Annotated in this window: 14 protein-coding genes; 11 read left to right on the forward strand and 3 right to left on the reverse strand. The window is 70.6% G+C overall.

Annotated features, from left to right (window positions below):
* The 7 genes from CCN35_RS30225 to CCN35_RS13295 all read left to right on the forward strand — a co-directional run.
* A partial coding sequence (locus CCN35_RS30225) for an MraY family glycosyltransferase (RefSeq protein WP_483883417.1) occupies positions 1 to 1159 on the forward strand: 1159 nt, incomplete at its 5' end.
* 94 nt (positions 1160 to 1253) lie between these two features.
* On the forward strand, positions 1254 to 3086 hold the full coding sequence (gene dnaK, locus CCN35_RS13270; RefSeq protein ID WP_086792782.1) for a molecular chaperone DnaK: 1833 nt from the start codon (positions 1254 to 1256) through the stop codon (positions 3084 to 3086).
* Positions 3083 to 3811, forward strand: a complete 729-nt coding sequence (gene grpE, locus CCN35_RS13275; protein WP_067400243.1) for a nucleotide exchange factor GrpE — start codon at positions 3083 to 3085, stop codon at positions 3809 to 3811. Before dnaK ends, grpE begins: the two co-directional genes overlap by 4 nt.
* Positions 3812 to 3850: 39 nt before the next feature.
* Positions 3851 to 5002, forward strand: coding sequence for a molecular chaperone DnaJ (gene dnaJ, locus CCN35_RS13280; RefSeq protein WP_067400247.1), 1152 nt, complete (start codon positions 3851 to 3853; stop codon positions 5000 to 5002).
* A 5-nt stretch (positions 5003 to 5007) separates the two neighbouring features.
* Positions 5008 to 5463, forward strand: coding sequence for a heat shock protein transcriptional repressor HspR (locus tag CCN35_RS13285; RefSeq protein WP_067400252.1), 456 nt, complete (start codon positions 5008 to 5010; stop codon positions 5461 to 5463).
* Positions 5464 to 6000: 537 nt separating this feature from the next.
* A complete protein-coding gene (locus CCN35_RS13290; protein ID WP_086792784.1) occupies positions 6001 to 7116 on the forward strand; it encodes a sugar ABC transporter substrate-binding protein in 1116 nt (371 codons plus the stop codon).
* 273 nt (positions 7117 to 7389) lie between these two features.
* Positions 7390 to 8433 (forward strand): helix-turn-helix transcriptional regulator, encoded by a 1044-nt coding sequence (locus CCN35_RS13295; RefSeq protein ID WP_067400258.1) that lies wholly within the window; start codon positions 7390 to 7392, stop codon positions 8431 to 8433.
* 179 nt (positions 8434 to 8612) lie between these two features.
* Here CCN35_RS13295 and CCN35_RS13300 read toward each other — a convergent pair whose 3' ends face one another.
* A complete protein-coding gene (locus CCN35_RS13300) occupies positions 8613 to 9557 on the reverse strand; it encodes a helix-turn-helix domain-containing protein (RefSeq protein WP_067400262.1) in 945 nt (314 codons plus the stop codon).
* A gap of 169 nt (positions 9558 to 9726) precedes the next feature.
* Between CCN35_RS13300 and CCN35_RS27715 the strand changes: the two genes are divergently transcribed.
* Together CCN35_RS27715 and CCN35_RS13305 are read left to right on the forward strand one after the other, a co-directional pair.
* Positions 9727 to 9912, forward strand: a complete 186-nt coding sequence (locus CCN35_RS27715; protein ID WP_107470500.1) for a hypothetical protein — start codon at positions 9727 to 9729, stop codon at positions 9910 to 9912.
* A 1-nt stretch (position 9913) separates the two neighbouring features.
* The gene (locus tag CCN35_RS13305; protein WP_086792788.1) at positions 9914 to 10249 is read left to right on the forward strand and encodes a Rieske (2Fe-2S) protein; all 336 of its coding nucleotides are present in this window, start codon (positions 9914 to 9916) and stop codon (positions 10247 to 10249) included.
* Between the two features lie 149 nt (positions 10250 to 10398).
* Here the strand turns inward: CCN35_RS13305 and CCN35_RS13310 are convergent, their stop codons facing one another.
* Complete coding sequence (locus CCN35_RS13310; RefSeq protein WP_067400268.1) at positions 10399 to 10818, reverse strand: pyridoxamine 5'-phosphate oxidase family protein; 420 nt, start codon at positions 10816 to 10818, stop codon at positions 10399 to 10401.
* 289 nt (positions 10819 to 11107) lie between these two features.
* On the opposite strand from CCN35_RS13310, the gene clpB reads away from it, so the two are divergent.
* Entirely contained in the window at positions 11108 to 13723 is a 2616-nt protein-coding gene (gene clpB, locus CCN35_RS13315; protein WP_067400272.1) for an ATP-dependent chaperone ClpB, read from the forward strand.
* A gap of 225 nt (positions 13724 to 13948) precedes the next feature.
* Complete coding sequence (locus CCN35_RS13320; RefSeq protein WP_067400277.1) at positions 13949 to 14488, forward strand: YbjN domain-containing protein; 540 nt, start codon at positions 13949 to 13951, stop codon at positions 14486 to 14488.
* Between the two features lie 202 nt (positions 14489 to 14690).
* Here the strand turns inward: CCN35_RS13320 and CCN35_RS13325 are convergent, their stop codons facing one another.
* Positions 14691 to 15896, reverse strand: a complete 1206-nt coding sequence (locus CCN35_RS13325) for a pyridoxal phosphate-dependent aminotransferase (protein WP_067400281.1) — start codon at positions 15894 to 15896, stop codon at positions 14691 to 14693.
* Between the last annotated feature and the right edge of the window lie 253 nt (positions 15897 to 16149).

Raw genomic sequence — 16149 nt, forward strand, 5'->3', positions numbered from 1 at the left:
GAGCGTGCTGGCCGCCGCCCTCACCGGCTTCCTGATGCACAACTGGCACCCCGCGCGGATCGCCTTCGGGGCCAGCGGCTCGCTGTTCACCGGCTTCCTGCTCGCCTCCGCGGCCGTGTTCATCCGTTCCGGGCACGATCTGGTCCCCAGCCTGGCCGTGCTGTTCGCGCTCACCGCCACCGCGAGCGCCGACGCCGTGCTGGTCGTCCTCTCGCGCCGGCTGGCCGGGCGTCCCGTGCTGCGCCGCGGCCCCGACCACCTCGCGCACCGGCTGCGCCGCCTCGGGCCGACCCCGCCGGGCGTGGCCGTCCTGCTCGGGACCGGAACCTTCGCCGCGGTGCTCGTCGGGGTGCTGGTGCACTCGGGCTGGGCCGCGCCGGGGAACGTGCTGTGGGTGGCGGGAGCGAGCCTGGCGGTCGTCCTGGGGCTGCTGCGCGTCCCGGCGTACGGTCCGCGGCGGCGGACCGGGGCGTACGGCGTCCGCGCGCACCCCGAGCCGCGGGGGACCCGGGCGCCCGTCCGGGTGCCCGGCACCCGGGGGCGGCCCGAGGTCCGCGGCGCCCGGCGCCTTCCCGCCGCCCGAAGCGGCGCACGCGTGCGCACGGAACCGCCGCTCGACGCCCCCCGCGCGCGTACGGGACCGTCCGGCGGCGCCTCCGGGGGTGCCCCGCGTGCGCGGGCCGGCCTGTTCGGCGGCCTTGTGCGCGCCCGGGCGGCCGTTCCCCGCACCCGCCTGGGGGGAACCCGTCTGCGCGCCCGTGCCGGACGGTCCTCCTGGGCCGCCCGGTCCCGGAGGCGGGGCGGCGCCCCCGGCGTCTTCGACGCCCGCGGCATCCATGACGCCCATGACTCCTCTGACTCCTATGACTCCTATGGGGGCACCTCTGGAGGCGCCCATGGGAGCACCCCCAGCGCCTACGGCGTCCCCTCCGGCCGTGACCGCGGCGCCCCGGCCCCGGCCGGCGCTCCTGGAGCCGGTGCGGCCCGCGGGGGCCCCGGGGCCCCGAGGAGCAGGTGGGGGTACGGCGCCGACGCCGCCGTCCGTGCCTCCCGTGCCGCCCGTCGTCAACCTCCGTATCCGGCTCCTTCACCCCGGACGGCCGCATCGCAATCCCCGCCCCCGCAGGTCAGAGCGTCCTTGCGCGCCAGAGGTGGATAAGAATTGAGTCGATCAGGCTCAAGTCTGTTGACTGGGTGGGGGGCCTCGGGCACACTTGAGTCAGTTCCACTCAAGTTAGCTGGAGGAATTCACCATGGCACGTGCGGTCGGCATCGACCTGGGCACAACAAACTCCGTCGTCAGCGTTCTGGAGGGCGGTGAGCCCACCGTCATCACCAACGCCGAGGGCGCCAGGACCACGCCGTCCGTCGTCGCTTTCGCCAAGAACGGTGAGGTGCTGGTCGGTGAGGTGGCCAAGCGCCAGGCCGTGACCAACGTCGACAGGACCATCCGGTCGGTCAAGCGCCACATGGGCACCGACTGGAAGATCAACATCGACGGCAAGGACTTCAACCCGCAGCAGATCAGCGCCTTCGTGCTGCAGAAGCTGAAGCGGGACGCGGAAGCGTACCTGGGTGAGAAGGTGACCGACGCGGTCATCACCGTGCCGGCGTACTTCAACGATGCCGAGCGCCAGGCCACCAAGGAGGCCGGTGAGATCGCCGGCCTGAACGTGCTGCGTATCGTCAACGAGCCGACGGCCGCCGCCCTGGCGTACGGCCTCGACAAGGACGAGCAGATGATCCTCGTCTTCGACCTCGGTGGCGGTACGTTCGACGTCTCGCTGCTGGAGATCGGCGACGGCGTCGTCGAGGTGAAGGCCACCAACGGTGACAACAACCTCGGTGGTGACGACTGGGACCAGCGCATCGTCGACTACCTGGTCAAGCAGTTCCAGGCCGCCCACGGCGTGGACCTGGCCAAGGACAAGATGGCCCTCCAGCGTCTGCGCGAGGCCGCCGAGAAGGCCAAGATCGAGCTGTCCTCGTCCACCGAGACCACCATCAACCTGCCCTACATCACCGCGTCCGCCGAGGGCCCGCTGCACCTGGACGAGAAGCTGACCCGGGCGCAGTTCGAGCAGCTGACGGCCGACCTGCTGGAGCGGTGCAAGACGCCGTTCCACAACGTCATCAAGGACGCCGGCGTCTCCGTCAACGACATCGACCACGTCGTGCTCGTCGGCGGTTCCACCCGTATGCCCGCCGTCGCCGACCTCGTCCGCGAGCTGACCGGCGGCAAGGAGCCGCACAAGGGCGTCAACCCCGACGAGGTCGTGGCCGTCGGTGCCTCGCTGCAGGCCGGTGTGCTCAAGGGCGAGGTCAAGGACGTCCTGCTGCTCGACGTCACCCCGCTGTCCCTGGGCATCGAGACCAAGGGCGGCATCATGACCAAGCTGATCGAGCGCAACACCACGATCCCGACCCGGCGTTCGGAGATCTTCACCACGGCCGAGGACAACCAGCCGTCGGTGCAGATCCAGGTCTACCAGGGTGAGCGCGAGATCGCCGCGTACAACAAGAAGCTCGGCATGTTCGAGCTGACCGGTCTGCCCCCGGCGCCGCGCGGTGTGCCGCAGATCGAGGTGTCCTTCGACATCGACGCCAATGGCATCATGCACGTCACGGCGAAGGACCTCGGCACCGGCAAGGAGCAGAAGATGACCGTCACCGGCGGTTCCTCGCTCCCCAAGGAGGAGGTCGAGCGGATGCGCCGGGAGGCCGAGCAGTACGCGGAGGAGGACCAGAAGCGCCGCGAGGCCGCGGAGACCCGCAACCACGGCGAGCAGCTGGTCTACCAGACCGAGAAGTTCCTCAAGGACAACGCGGACAAGGTTCCCGGCGACATCAAGTCCGAGGTGGAGGCCGCCGTCGCCGAGCTGAAGGAGAAGCTCAAGGGCGAGGACACCGCCGAGATCCGCACGGCCACCGAGAAGGTCGCCGCCGTCTCCCAGAAGCTGGGTCAGGCCATGTACGCCGAGGCCCAGGCGGCGCAGGCCGCGGGCGGCAGCCAGGCCAACAAGGCCGACGACGACGTGGTCGATGCCGAGATCGTTGACGACGAGCGCAAGGACGGTGCCGCGTGACGGAGAAGACCCCCGGTTTCGAGGAGCACCAGCCGCAGCCCCCGCCTCAGCAGCCGCAGCAGGCACAGCCGCAGCCGCAGCCCGAGGCCGCTCCCGCCGCCGCGCCCGAGGAGGCCGAGCCGCAGCAGGCTCCCGCCGCCCCGGAGCAGGAGGCCCCCCAGGCCGCCGAGATGGACCAGGTGGCCGCGCTGACGGCCCAGCTGGACCAGGCCCGTACGGCGCTGGCCGAGCGCACGGCGGACCTCCAGCGGCTGCAGGCCGAGTACCAGAACTACCGGCGCCGGGTCGAGCGCGACCGGGTCGCGGTACGGGAGATGGCCGTGGCCAGCCTCCTGTCCGAGCTCCTGCCCGTGCTCGACGACATCGGCCGCGCACGGGAACACAACGAACTGGTGGGCGGCTTCAAGTCCGTCGCCGAGTCGCTGGAGACCGTGGTGGCGAAGATGGGGCTTCAGCAGTACGGCAAGGAGGGCGAGCCCTTCGACCCGACGGTCCACGAGGCCCTGATGCACTCCTACGCGCCGGACGTCACCGAGACGACATGCGTGGCGATTCTGCAGCCCGGGTACCGGATCGGCGAACGGGTCATCCGCCCCGCGCGGGTGGCCGTGGCCGAGCCCCAGCCGGGTGCGCAGACGGCCAAGCCGGCCGAGGAGTCCGGTGCGGCCCAAGCCACCGAGCAGGGCGAGGACAACAAGGAGAACGGTGGCCCGGAGGAGGGCTGACGCGACAGCTGACGACGCACGAGAGGAGGGACGTCGGGGATGAGTACCAAGGACTTCCTCGAGAAGGACTACTACAAGGTCCTCGGCGTCCCGAAGGACGCCACCGAGGCCGAGATCAAGAAGGCGTACCGGAAGCTCGCCCGTGAGTTCCACCCGGACGCCAACAAGGGCAACGCCAGGGCCGAGGAGCGCTTCAAGGAGATCTCCGAGGCACACGACGTCCTCGGCGACCCCAAGAAACGCAAGGAGTACGACGAGGCCCGCGCCCTGTTCGGCAACGGCGGCTTCCGCCCCGGGCCGGGCGCCGGCGGCTCCTTCAACTTCGACCTGAGCGACCTCTTCGGAGGGGCCCAGGGCGGCTTCGGCGGCGGCCTGGGGGACGTCTTCGGGGGCCTGTTCGGCAGGGGTGCGGGCACCCGCACCCAGCCTCGGCGCGGCCAGGACATCGAGTCCGAGGTCACGCTGAGCTTCACGGAGGCCATCGAGGGCGCCACGGTGCCGCTGCGGATGTCCAGCCAGCAGCCGTGCAAGGCCTGCTCGGGCACCGGCGACAAGAACGGCACACCGCGCGTGTGCCCGACCTGCGTCGGCACCGGGCAGGTGGCGCGCGGATCGGGCGGCGGCTTCTCGCTGACCGACCCGTGCCACGACTGCAAGGGCCGCGGGCTGATCGCGGAGAACCCCTGCGAGGTCTGCAGGGGCTCGGGACGCGCCAAGTCCTCCCGGACGATGCAGGTGCGCATCCCCGCCGGTGTGCGCGACGGGCAGCGCATCCGGCTGCGCGGCAAGGGCGCGCCGGGCGAGCGCGGCGGGCCGGCGGGCGACCTGTACGTGGTGGTGCACGTGGACGAGCACCCGGTCTTCGGCCGCAAGGGCGACAACCTCACCGTCACGGTGCCGGTCACCTTCGCCGAGGCGGCTCTCGGCGGCGAGGTCCGGGTGCCTACCCTGGGTGGACCGCCTGTGACGCTGAAACTGCCCCCCGGTACGCCGAACGGCCGTACGATGCGGGCCCGCGGCAAGGGCGCGGTCCGCAAGGACGGCACGCGCGGGGACCTGCTGGTCACCGTGGAGGTGAGTGTCCCGAAGAACCTGTCGGGGAAGGCTCGTGAGGCGCTCGAGGCGTATCGCGAGGCCACCGCGGGCGAGGATCCGCGGGCGGAGCTGTTCGAGGCCGCGAAGGGAGCATGAGAGAGATGGACGGCCGCCGTCGTAACCCGTACGAACTGACGGAAGACACACCGGTGTACGTCATCTCGGTGGCCGCCCAGCTGTCCGGACTGCACCCGCAGACACTCCGTCAGTACGACCGGCTGGGCCTGGTGTCACCCGACCGCACCGCCGGACGGGGCCGGCGCTACTCGGCCCGCGACATCGAGCTGCTCCGCCAGGTGCAGCAGCTGTCGCAGGACGAGGGCATCAACCTGGCCGGCATCAAGCGGATCATCGAGCTGAGAAACGAGGTCGCACAGCTCAAGGCCCAGATCGCGGAGCTGCAGGCGGCGCTGGACGGCGCGGCTGCCGCCATGCGGCAGCGCGAGGCCGCCGTGCATGCCTCCTACCGCCGGGACCTGGTCCCCTATCAGGAGGTCCAGCAGAGCAGCGCTCTGGTGGTGTGGCGGCCGAAGAAGGCCAAGGACCAGCAGAACTAGCGTCCGTGTGCGTACGGCGGCGGCCCCGGTCTCCCTCGGGAGGGCGGGGCCGCCGCCGTCGTCGTGTTCCGCCGGACACGGCGACGGTGCCCGGCTTTCGTGGACCGGGCCGGTGCGGGCCCGTCCTCCTCGGCTTGCCGGGGAACGCGTTGTTCGCGTAGAAATGCCGCTTGTGAACGGGCGGGGCGCACGAGGTGGCCGTGGAGGCGGGGACTGCGGCGGCCGTGCGTCCGGCCGGGTTCACCGATCCTCCGAGCGAGACGGGAGCAGGGGGAGGCTAGGCTCCCGTGATCACGACTCGCGGGGAGGGGAGTTGGTTGTACGGGCCCTCGTCCGGCGGTGCCGCCGCCCGGTGGAGGGTCCGTAAAGAGCGTTTGGAGGAGATTCCGTAAAGCCGCGTGGGGCCTTCACAAGGGCAGCAGAGAGTGATGTTGCCATCTCGTTAAGTGGTTCCGCTTGACGTTGGTGGTCGCCTCCGCGTTGGCTTTTCAGTCACCTGGGTCGCAATGCTGCGCCCTCGTCCGGAAGGCACCAGAAGTGAGCACCTCGATGCGTCGTATCGTCATAGCCGTGGCCGCGCCCGCGCTGATCTTCTCGCTGGCCTCCTGCGGGGCGGACGATTCAGGGACCAGTGCTGACGCGGGTCTGAACAAGGGCAACGACGTGACGGTGGGTCTGCTGCTGCCGGAGACGGCCAACACCCGGTACGAGGACTTCGACTACCCCATCTTCAAGCGGAAGGTCGCCGAGCTGACCCGGGGCCAGGGCAAGGTCGAGTACGCGAACGCGGGGGCGGACGCGAACAAGCAGGCCGGCCAGATGCAGCAGATGATCGACTCCAAGGTCGACATCATCGTGCTGGACGCCGTCGACTCCCACGCGATCGCCGGCATGGTGCAGAAGGCCAAGGACGCGGGCATCCCGGTCATCGCCTACGACCGGCTCGCCGAGGGCCCGATCGACGCGTACATCTCCTTCGACAACGAGCTGGTCGGCGAGGTGCAGGGCCGTTCCCTGCTGGAGGCGATGGGCTCCGGCACCGACACCTCCTCCAAGATCGTCATGATGAACGGCTCGCCCACCGACCCGAACGCCAAGCAGTTCAAGGAGGGCGCGCTCGCGCAGCTCAGCGGGAAGGTGACGATCGCCAAGTCCTACGACACCAAGGACTGGAAGCCGGAGAACGCCCTGGCGAACATGACGCAGGCGATCAACGCGATCGGCAAGGACAACATCGACGGCGTCTACTCGGCCAACGACGGCATGGCGGGCGCCGTCATCCAGGCCCTCAAGAACGCGGGCGTCACCGATCTGCCGCCGGTCACCGGCCAGGACGCCGAACTCGCCGCCGTGCAGCGGATCATCAGCGGCGAGCAGTACATGAGCGTCTACAAGTCCTACCCGGCCGAGGCCGAGACCGCCGCCGAGATGGCCGTGGCCAAGGTCCAGGGCAAGGACATCCAGTTCGACGCCCTCACCCGGGACAGGGTCAGCAGCCCCACCCACAAGGACATCCCCGCGCAGCTGGTGCCCGTGGTCGCCCTGACCAAGGACAACATCAAGGAAACGGTCATCGAGGACGGCATCTACAAGGTGTCCGACATCTGCAGCGGCAAGTACCGGGAGGCCTGCGCGGAGATCGGCCTCAAGTAGCCCCGTCCCGCCGTCCGCACCGGCGGCGCCCGAGTGCCGCCGCCGTGCCCGCCGGGACCGCTTCCTTCGCCCTCCCTTTGCCTTCCCGTCTCCTTCCGTTCGTCCTCCTTTCGTCTCCGTCCTGCTGTGATGTCCCGACAAACGGTCGGGACGCACCGGGTGATACCGGCGCTTTCCGGTGCCTTCGCCGGTGGAAGCCGTGTTGCACAGCCGGTCCGGTCCGCGCATAGTTTCCGCTGCGGAAGAGGAGGAAACCGGGGGGTGTGATGGGCCATGGCCGGGCACGGAACGGACGAGCATCCACATGGTGCCGACCGGTTGTGCGAGGCCGGGGACCGTGTGTATTCCCGGGCCGTACGACGGGGCCGGGTGCCGCGCCGGGACGCCGAGCCGGTGCCCTGCCTGCTCGAACTGGCCCTGCTGCACCCGGACCCCGATGACATGGACTTCCTGGTGCCGACCGCGCCGCAGGAGGTCATGACCCGGCTGCTGCGCGGGATGTACGACGAGATCAGCGAGAGCCACCGGCGGGTGGGCTCGGTGGTGGCCGCCGTCGAGCGGTACGCCGGTCTCGGCCGCTGGACGAAGGACTCCTCCACGGGCACCGAGGGCACGGCGATCCGGGTCCTCGACGGCCTGGCCCGCATCCAGTCGGCCATGGACGAGGCGACCCAGGCGTGCACCACCGAGGTGCTGACCGTCCAGCCCGGCGGCATCCGCCGCGAGCACGAGCTGTCGGAGGGACTGCACCGGGCCCTGACCCTGCGCAGCCGCGGGGTGCGCATGCGGGACCTCTACACCCATGTGGCCCGGCACGGCCAGGGACTGCTCAACTATCTGGAGCTGATGGGCGACGCGGTCGAGGCGCGCACCCTCGACGAGGTCATCGACCGGCTGATCCTCTTCGACCGCACGGTCGCCTTCGTGCCCGCCAACGCCGACCGCACCATGGCGCTGGAGCTGCGTCATCCCGCGCTGGTGGAGTACCTGGTGACGGTCTTCGAACGGCTCTGGCAGCTGGCGATCCCGCTGACCACGCCGCTGCCCGACACGGGCATCAAGGGCATATCCCACCGCGAGCGGGCCATCGCCGCGCTGCTGGCCGAGGGCCACCAGGACGCGGTGATCGCCGAACGGCTGGGCATCAGCGTGCGCACCTGCCGGGCGCACATCGCCCGTCTGTCGGAGACCCTGGGCGCGACGAGCCGTACCCAGCTGGGGGTCCGTATCGCCCAGGCGGGGCTGGACGGTCCGCCCCGCGCCCAGGGGACGCCGCCGTCCGGCACTCCCGGCCGGAAGTCCTCGGCCGCTTCGTAGACGACTTCACGGACGACCGGGCCGCGCCCCGCCGTGTGCCGGTCAGGGCACCGGGTGCGGTGCCGGACGCCCCGGGTGCGTGCCGCCGGCCCTGGGGGCGTGCGGCGGGGCCCGCCGGCGTGCTTCCTCCTCGGCCCCCTGGTGAAGGGATCTTCAACTCCCCTGCGAGGGGGCCTTGTTCAAGGGTCCTGTTCCAGGATGCCGGACCGTGCGATGAGATAGCCGAGCTGGGCCCGGCTGCCGCTGCCCAGGGCGGAGGCCAGCTTGGCGATGTGGGCCCGGCAGGTGCGGACGTTCATGCCGAGCCGGCGGGCGATGGCCTCGTCGACGTGCCCCTCGACGAGGAGCTTGGCGATGGAGTGCTGGATCTCCGTGATGCCGTCGGGGGCGGGCTCGTACGGGGTGCCGACGCTCAGGGGGACCGCGCGGCTCCACATGAACTCGAAGACCTTGATCAGATAACGGACCAGACCCGGGTGGCGGAGCTCCAGGGCGACCTGCTGGTCGTCCCGGGCGGGGATGAAGGCGACCGTGTCGTCGCAGATGATCAGACGCTCCACCAGTTCGTCGATGGAGCGGTACTCCACCTTGCCGTCGGCCAGATGCGCGGCGTAGGCCAGCTTCTCCTGGCTGTAGCGGGCGGTGTGCTGATACAGGGTGCGGATCCGGACACCGCGTTCTATCAGGGGCTTGTCGCGCTCCAGTCCCCGCAGGAGGCTCTCTTCGGAGATGCGGCCGCTCGGCTGGACCGTGAGCACCTCGGTCCGGCACTGGGCCGTGGCCAGGTTGAGCGCCGTGTTGATGCGTTCGCTGCCCTCGAGGACCGTGATCGAGTCACTGCTCGAGACGGGCTGGCCGCTGAGGGCCATGAACGGCTCGAAGGTCTCGGCGATGTCGATCGCCTTCCGTCTGCGCTCGGTGATCTCGCGTTCCAGGGGGGTGAGCCGCTGCGCCAGAGCGACGGCCGGCGGTACGGGACGCAGCCAGTCCGGGTCGTCGGGGTCGGGGTGGAGCAGGGCGAACTCCAGCAGGCAGGGCGCGGGTTCGGCGTCCTCACGGGAGATCCGTCCCGCACGGAGGGCGGCGGCATACAGACGGCCGCCCTCCTCGCACAGCTCGGTCATCGCATGGGGATGTGTCACGGTTGCCCGATTTGCTGTCAAATCTCCACCCCCCAGGGTCCTGAATATGCAGGAACATGATGCACCGTTTGGGTGGCCATGACGTGCCCGAATGAGCCATCGTCATACCTGACGGGGGAAAGGGGACCTTCGAGTGAGGACGAAGCCGATTATGCGTAACAGACTGCTTCGCTCGGTGCTTGTCGCCGCCTTCTCCGTCGTCGCCGCCCTTGGTGTGCTCAGTGGTGTCTCCGGTGCGGAGAGCGAGGTCCGGGCGAACACCTACTGGCCGGCGGTGGGCGCGAACGCCGATGTCGTCGGCGGTGTCGGCGAGGCCGCCGGCGGAGCCGGGAGCTGACGTGACCACGCCACCCGACGACCGGTCCTTCCGCCGTGAAATGGCCACCGCCTATCGCTCCGGCTGGCACTTCATCGACCTGGTCACCGCCATCCCTCACAACGGTGACTCGTTGATGGTGACCGTCTTCGGTGAGCCGGTCGTCGTCACGCGGGAAGAGGACGGAGACGTACGGGCGTACCGGTGCCTGCGGCGGCCTCGGGGGGCGCCGCAGCCCGTGCGGTGTGCCATCCGCTATGGAATGATCTTTGTGAACCTGGACCAGCGGGAGGACCGGAGGACGGCCTCGAAGCCCGATTCCCCCAAGACCATCTCCGCCACCCCCCGCAGTGCCTGAAGCGATTCCCCCGTCATAAAAGATCGCTCAGGTGCTTCCCCCCCGCAGCGGCGTCACCGTGACCTGAACACGGTGACGCCGCTGCAGTTATGCCGGAAATCTCCGGGTATCGGCGCATGCACTCACAGGCCGAAAAGAGGCGCCTGCGGTCAGCCGCGCCCCATCGCCCGGGTCAGCTCGATCTCGATCACCACACGGGACGGATTCGGCGCCGGCGTCCGCTCGTACCGCTCGGCGTAGCGCCGCTCGGCCTCTGCGACCCGCTCCCGGTCCGTCCGGACGAATGCGCGTCCCTCCAGCGTCGCCCAGCGCGGCCCGTCCACCTGGCACACCGCCACCGGGGCTCCCTTCGGGCCGGCCGCCCGCACATGGGACACCTTCGCGCTCGACTTGTTCGTGATCACCCGAGCCAGCCGCTCCTGCGGGTCGTATGTCACTCCGACGGGAACGACGTGCGGGGTGCCGTCGGGGCGGAGGGTGGTCAGGGTGCACAGGTGCCGCTCCCGCCAGAAGGCCAGATACGACGCGTCGGGGGCACCCGGGTCCTGGAAGTACGTGCTGGTGGCCATGGACCCGAAACCTAGCCCGCTTCACCCGCCGCGGCCCCCTTGTGATCCGGACGGGGCAGAGTTCCCGAAGAAACCTTGAGTGGAATAGACTCAACTTTGTATACGTTGACTGAGTCAGTGGTGGGAGGCGTGGCCGAACGCCGACACCGGACCGGCGCCGCGGGGCCGGGGGTGCCGAGGGAGTCGAGGACGCCGAGGGCCGGCGAGAACGCCGGGAACGTCAAGGACATCGAGGACGCCGAGAACAAGGGATCAGGGGTTCCAGGAGCCAAGGAGGAGAGAAGCGACCGTGGACGCCGAGCTGACCAACAGGAGCCGGGACGCCCTCAACGCGGCCGGCAGCCGGGCCGTACGGGAGGGCCACCCCGACCTCACGCCCGCCCACCTGCTCCTCGCGCTGCTCGAGGGGCGGGACAATGAGAACCTCATCGACCTGCTGGCGGCCGTCGACGCCGACCAGGCGGCCGTCCGCTCCGGCGCCGAGCGCGTGCTCGCGTCCCTGCCCAGCGTGACCGGGTCCACCGTCGCGCCCCCGCAGCCCAACCGTGAGCTGCTGGCCGTGATCGCGGACGCGCAGAGCCGGGCGAAGGAGCTGGGCGACGAGTACCTGTCCACCGAGCACCTGCTCATCGGCATCGCCGCGAAGGGCGGCGCGGCCGGCGAGGTGCTGGCCCGGCAGGGGGCCACCGCGCAGAAGCTGCAGGACGCTTTCCAGAAGGCGAGGGGAGGGCGCCGGGTGACCACACCCGACCCGGAGGGCCAGTACAAGGCCCTGGAGAAGTTCGGCACGGACCTGACCGCGGCGGCGCGCGAGGGCAGGCTGGACCCGGTCATCGGCCGGGACCAGGAGATCCGCCGCGTCGTGCAGGTGCTCTCGCGCCGCACCAAGAACAACCCGGTCCTCATCGGTGAGCCCGGCGTCGGCAAGACCGCCGTGGTGGAGGGGCTCGCCCAGCGGATCGTCAAGGGCGACGTGCCCGAGTCGCTGAAGGACAAGCGGCTGGTCGCCCTCGACCTCGGGGCGATGGTGGCGGGCGCCAAGTACCGCGGCGAGTTCGAGGAGCGGCTGAAGACCGTCCTGGCGGAGATCAAGGAGTCCGACGGGCAGATCATCACCTTCATCGACGAGCTGCACACCGTCGTCGGCGCGGGCGCCGGCGGGGACTCCGCGATGGACGCCGGCAACATGCTCAAGCCGATGCTGGCCCGCGGCGAGCTGCGCATGGTCGGCGCCACGACGCTGGACGAGTACCGGGAGCGGATCGAGAAGGACCCGGCCCTCGAGCGGCGCTTCCAGCAGGTGCTGGTCGCCGAGCCGAACGTCGAGGACACCATCGCGATCCTGCGCGGGCTCAAGGGCCGCTACGAGGCCCACCACAAGGTGCAGATCGCCGACAGCGCGCTGGTGGCCGCCGCGACCCTGTCCGACCGGTACATCACCTCCCGCTTCCTGCCCGACAAGGCGATCGACCTCGTCGACGAGGCCGCCTCCCGGCTCCGCATGGAGATCGACTCCTCGCCGGTCGAGATCGACGAACTCCAGCGTGCCGTCGACCGGCTGCGGATGGAGGAGCTGGCGCTCGACCGGGAGACCGACGCCGCCTCCCGCGAGCGGCTGGAGAAGCTGCGCCGCGATCTCGCCGACAAGGAGGAGGAGCTGCGCGGCCTGACCGCCCGCTGGGAGAGGGAGAAGCAGTCCCTCAACCGGGTCGGCGAGCTGAAGAAGAAGCTGGACGACCTGCGCGGCCAGGCCGAACGCGCCCAGCGCGACGGCGACTTCGACACCGCCTCCAAGCTGCTGTACGGGGAGATCCCCGGCCTGGAGAAGGAACTGGAGGCCGCCTCCAAGGCCGAGGAGGAGGCCGCCGGGAACACCATGGTCAAGGAGGAGGTCGGCCCGGACGACATCGCCGACGTGGTCGCCTCCTGGACCGGCATCCCGGCCGGCCGTCTCCTCGAGGGCGAGACGCAGAAGCTGCTGCGCATGGAGGAGGAGATCGGCAAGCGGCTGATCGGCCAGACGGAGGCCGTGCGGGCCGTCTCCGACGCCGTGCGCCGCAGCCGTGCGGGCATCTCGGACCCCGACCGGCCGACGGGCTCGTTCCTGTTCCTCGGCCCGACCGGCGTCGGCAAGACCGAGCTCGCCAAGGCGCTCGCCGACTTCCTCTTCGACGACGAGCGGGCCATGGTCCGCATCGACATGTCGGAGTACAGCGAGAAGCACAGCGTGGCCCGGCTGGTCGGTGCCCCGCCCGGTTACGTCGGCTACGAGGAGGGCGGCCAGCTCACGGAGGCGGTCCGCCGCCGCCCCTACAGCGTGGTGCTCCTCGACGAGGTGGAGAAGGCCCACCCGGAGGTCTTCGACATCCTCCTTCAGGTGCTGGACGACGGCCGGCTGACGGACGGTCAGGGGCGCACGGTCGACTTCCGCAACACCATCCTGGTGCTGACCTCCAACCTGGGCAGCCAGTACCTGGTCGACCCGCTGATGAGCGAGACGGAGAAGAAGGAGCAGGTGCTCGAGACGGTCCGTGCCTCCTTCAAGCCGGAGTTCCTCAACCGTCTGGACGACCTGGTGGTCTTCTCCGCCCTGACCAAGGAGGAGCTGACCCGGATCGCCGCCCTCCAGGTCGACCGCCTCGCCCGCCGGCTGGCCGAGCGCCGTCTGACCCTGGACGTCACCCCCGAGGCCCTGGCCTGGCTCGCCGACGAGGGCATGGACCCGGCCTACGGCGCCCGCCCGCTGCGCCGCCTGGTCCAGACCGCCATCGGCGACCGTCTCGCCAAGGAGATCCTCGCCGGCGAGATCAAGGACGGCGACACGGTCCGCGTCGACCGCTTCGGCGACGGCCTGCTGGTGGGCCCGGCCACCGAGAGGAGCGGCGAGGAGACGAAGACCCTGTGACGGGTCCCCGGCCCTTTTCGGCCCCCTTCCCCGGCGAGCCGGCCGCCTTTTCCGGCGAGTCCCCGGCGAGCGTGGGAGGGGGGCCGGACGGTGCGGGAGGCCAAAAACACGGCCGTCCGGGTGACCGGATCTTGTCAGCCGAGGGCTGACAGGGGGCTTGGGGGCTTGCCACCCCCCTCCCCGGATGAGGGAGGATGGCGGGATCCGTACGAAGGGAAAAACACGGTGAGCATCGACCCGTCCTCGATTCCGAACTTCGGGGGCCAGCCCCAGCCGCAGCCCCAAGGACCGGCGGGCCCCGTCGTCCCGGATCAGGACCTCGTGAAGCAGCTCCTGGACCAGATGGAGCTCAAGTACGTCGTCGACGACGAGGGTGACCTCGCGGCGCCGTGGGAGCATTTCCGCACCTACTTCATGTTCCGCGGCGAGGCCGAGCAGCAGGTCTTCTCGGTGCGGACGTTCTACGACCGCCCCCACAAGATCGACGAGAAGCCCCAGCTGCTCGAGGCCATCGACGACTGGAACCGTAGGACCCTTTGGCCCAAGGTCTACACCCACACCCACGACGACGGCACCGTCCGCCTGATCGGCGAGGCGCAGATGCTGATCGGCATGGGCGTGGGCCTCGAGCACTTCGTCTCCTCGACGGTCAGCTGGGTGCGGGCCGCCATCGAGTTCGACCGCTGGCTCGTCGAGCAGCTCGGCATCGAGCAGGAGATCAACAACGCGGAGCGGCCCGAGAACGACGGGGACGACGAGGAGTAGTCCCACGACCGTCCCGGGACGGTGTCCGCTCGGCGTTGAGGAGCGGACACGGCCCCCGGGGCCTCACGGGCCCTTTCAGGCCCCTCGGGCCCCTCTCGGCCCTTTCAGGGCCCTTTGCGGACGGCGAGAGCCCGGCCCGGAGCGCGGGCATCTGCACCGCGCACCGGCCGGGCTCTCGCCGTGCCGGGCCCCGTGCGGGAGATCAGCCGGCCGCCAGGGCCTTCAGCCGCTCGGCCGCCTCCTGGAGCACCGCCGGCTGCTTGCAGAAGGCGAAGCGGACGAAGGGGGCGCCCTCGGCGCGGTGGTCGTAGAAGACGGCGTTCGGGATGGCGACCACGCCCGCGCGTTCGGGCAGGGAACGGCAGAAGGCGTGGCCGTCCGTCTCCCCCAGGGGGCGGATGTCGGTGGTGATGAAGTACGTGCCCGCCGGCCGGAACACCTTGAAGCCCGCCTCGGCCAGCCCCGCCGCCAGCACCTCGCGGCGGGCCCGCATGTCCTCGCGGAAGGCGGTGAAGTACGACTCCGGCAGCGCCAGCGCCTCGGCGACCGCGTACTGGAACGGCCCCGAGGACACATACGTCAGGAACTGCTTGGCCGAGCGCACCGCCGTCACCAGACCGGGCGAGGCCGTGACCCAGCCGACCTTCCAGCCCGTGAACGAGAACGTCTTTCCGGCCGAACCGATCGTCACCGTGCGCTCGCGCATCCCGGGGAACGTGGCCAGGGGGATGTGCTCGGCGTCGTCGAAGACCAGGTGCTCGTAGACCTCGTCCGTGACCACCAGCAGATCCCGCTCGACGGCCAGCTCGGCGATCGCGGCCAGCTCCTCGCGGGTGAGGACCGTGCCGGTCGGGTTGTGCGGGGTGTTGATCAGCAGCAGCCGGGTCCGGCCGGTCACCGCCGCGCGCAGCTCGTCGAGGTCCAGGCGGAAGGCGGCCTCCTCGCCCTCGACGTGGGGGCGCAGGGTCACCGGGACGCGCGTGCCGCCCGCCATCGCGATGCAGGCCGCGTAGGAGTCGTAGTACGGCTCCAGGGCGATCACCTCGTCGCCCGGTTCGACCAGGGCCAGCAGCGCGGCCGCGATCGCCTCCGTGGCGCCCGCGGTGACCAGCACCTCCGTGTCCGGGTCGTAGGACAGCCCGTAGCGCCGCAGCTGGTGCGCGGCGACGGCCCGGCGCAGCTCGGGGATGCCCGGGCCCGGCGGGTACTGGTTGCCCCGGCCGTCGCGCAGCGCGCGCACGGCCGCCTCGCGGATCTCCTCGGGGCCGTCGGTGTCGGGGAATCCCTGCCCCAGGTTGATCGCTCCGGTCGACGCGGCCAGGGCGGACATCTCGGCGAAGACCGTCGTCCCGAACTCGGCGAGCCGGCGGTTGAGGAGCGGGCGTGCGCTGGAGGTCATGCCGGCCATCCTGCGCCGAAGCTCTGGAGTTCCTCAAGTGTGCTTTGACCGGTCCGGCGGACGGGCATGTCCTGCGCAACCACGAGCGTGGCGCCCACGGGGGAGTGAAAGGAGGGACGCCATGGTGTCGGGCATCCAGGTGGCCGTTGTTCTGGCGGTGATCGTGGTGCTGTTCCTGATCGGGCTGGCCGTCGCGCGCCGCCCCCCGTGCACCTTGACGTACCGGTCACGACGTGCCCTTCGGCGCGCGACGGCCAGCCCG

Origin of the sequence: Streptomyces thermovulgaris (genome assembly GCF_002155915.1) — a bacterium.
In the GTDB taxonomy this organism is placed as follows: Bacteria; Actinomycetota; Actinomycetes; order Streptomycetales; family Streptomycetaceae; genus Streptomyces; species Streptomyces thermovulgaris.

What these genes read in the sequence shown, in the direction of transcription:
- dnaK (WP_086792782.1), top strand. Translation starts at nt 1,254, where the DNA reads ATGGCACGTGCGGTCGGCATCGACCTGGGCACAACAAACTCCGTCGTC.
- dnaJ (WP_067400247.1), top strand. Translation starts at nt 3,851, where the DNA reads ATGAGTACCAAGGACTTCCTCGAGAAGGACTACTACAAGGTCCTCGGC.
- CCN35_RS13285 (WP_067400252.1), top strand. Translation starts at nt 5,008, where the DNA reads ATGGACGGCCGCCGTCGTAACCCGTACGAACTGACGGAAGACACACCG.
- CCN35_RS13295 (WP_067400258.1), top strand. Translation starts at nt 7,390, where the DNA reads ATGGCCGGGCACGGAACGGACGAGCATCCACATGGTGCCGACCGGTTG.
- CCN35_RS13300 (WP_067400262.1), bottom strand. Translation starts at nt 9,557, where the DNA reads ATGACCGAGCTGTGCGAGGAGGGCGGCCGTCTGTATGCCGCCGCCCTC.
- CCN35_RS27715 (WP_107470500.1), top strand. Translation starts at nt 9,727, where the DNA reads ATGCGTAACAGACTGCTTCGCTCGGTGCTTGTCGCCGCCTTCTCCGTC.
- CCN35_RS13310 (WP_067400268.1), bottom strand. Translation starts at nt 10,818, where the DNA reads ATGGCCACCAGCACGTACTTCCAGGACCCGGGTGCCCCCGACGCGTCG.
- CCN35_RS13325 (WP_067400281.1), bottom strand. Translation starts at nt 15,896, where the DNA reads ATGGCCGGCATGACCTCCAGCGCACGCCCGCTCCTCAACCGCCGGCTC.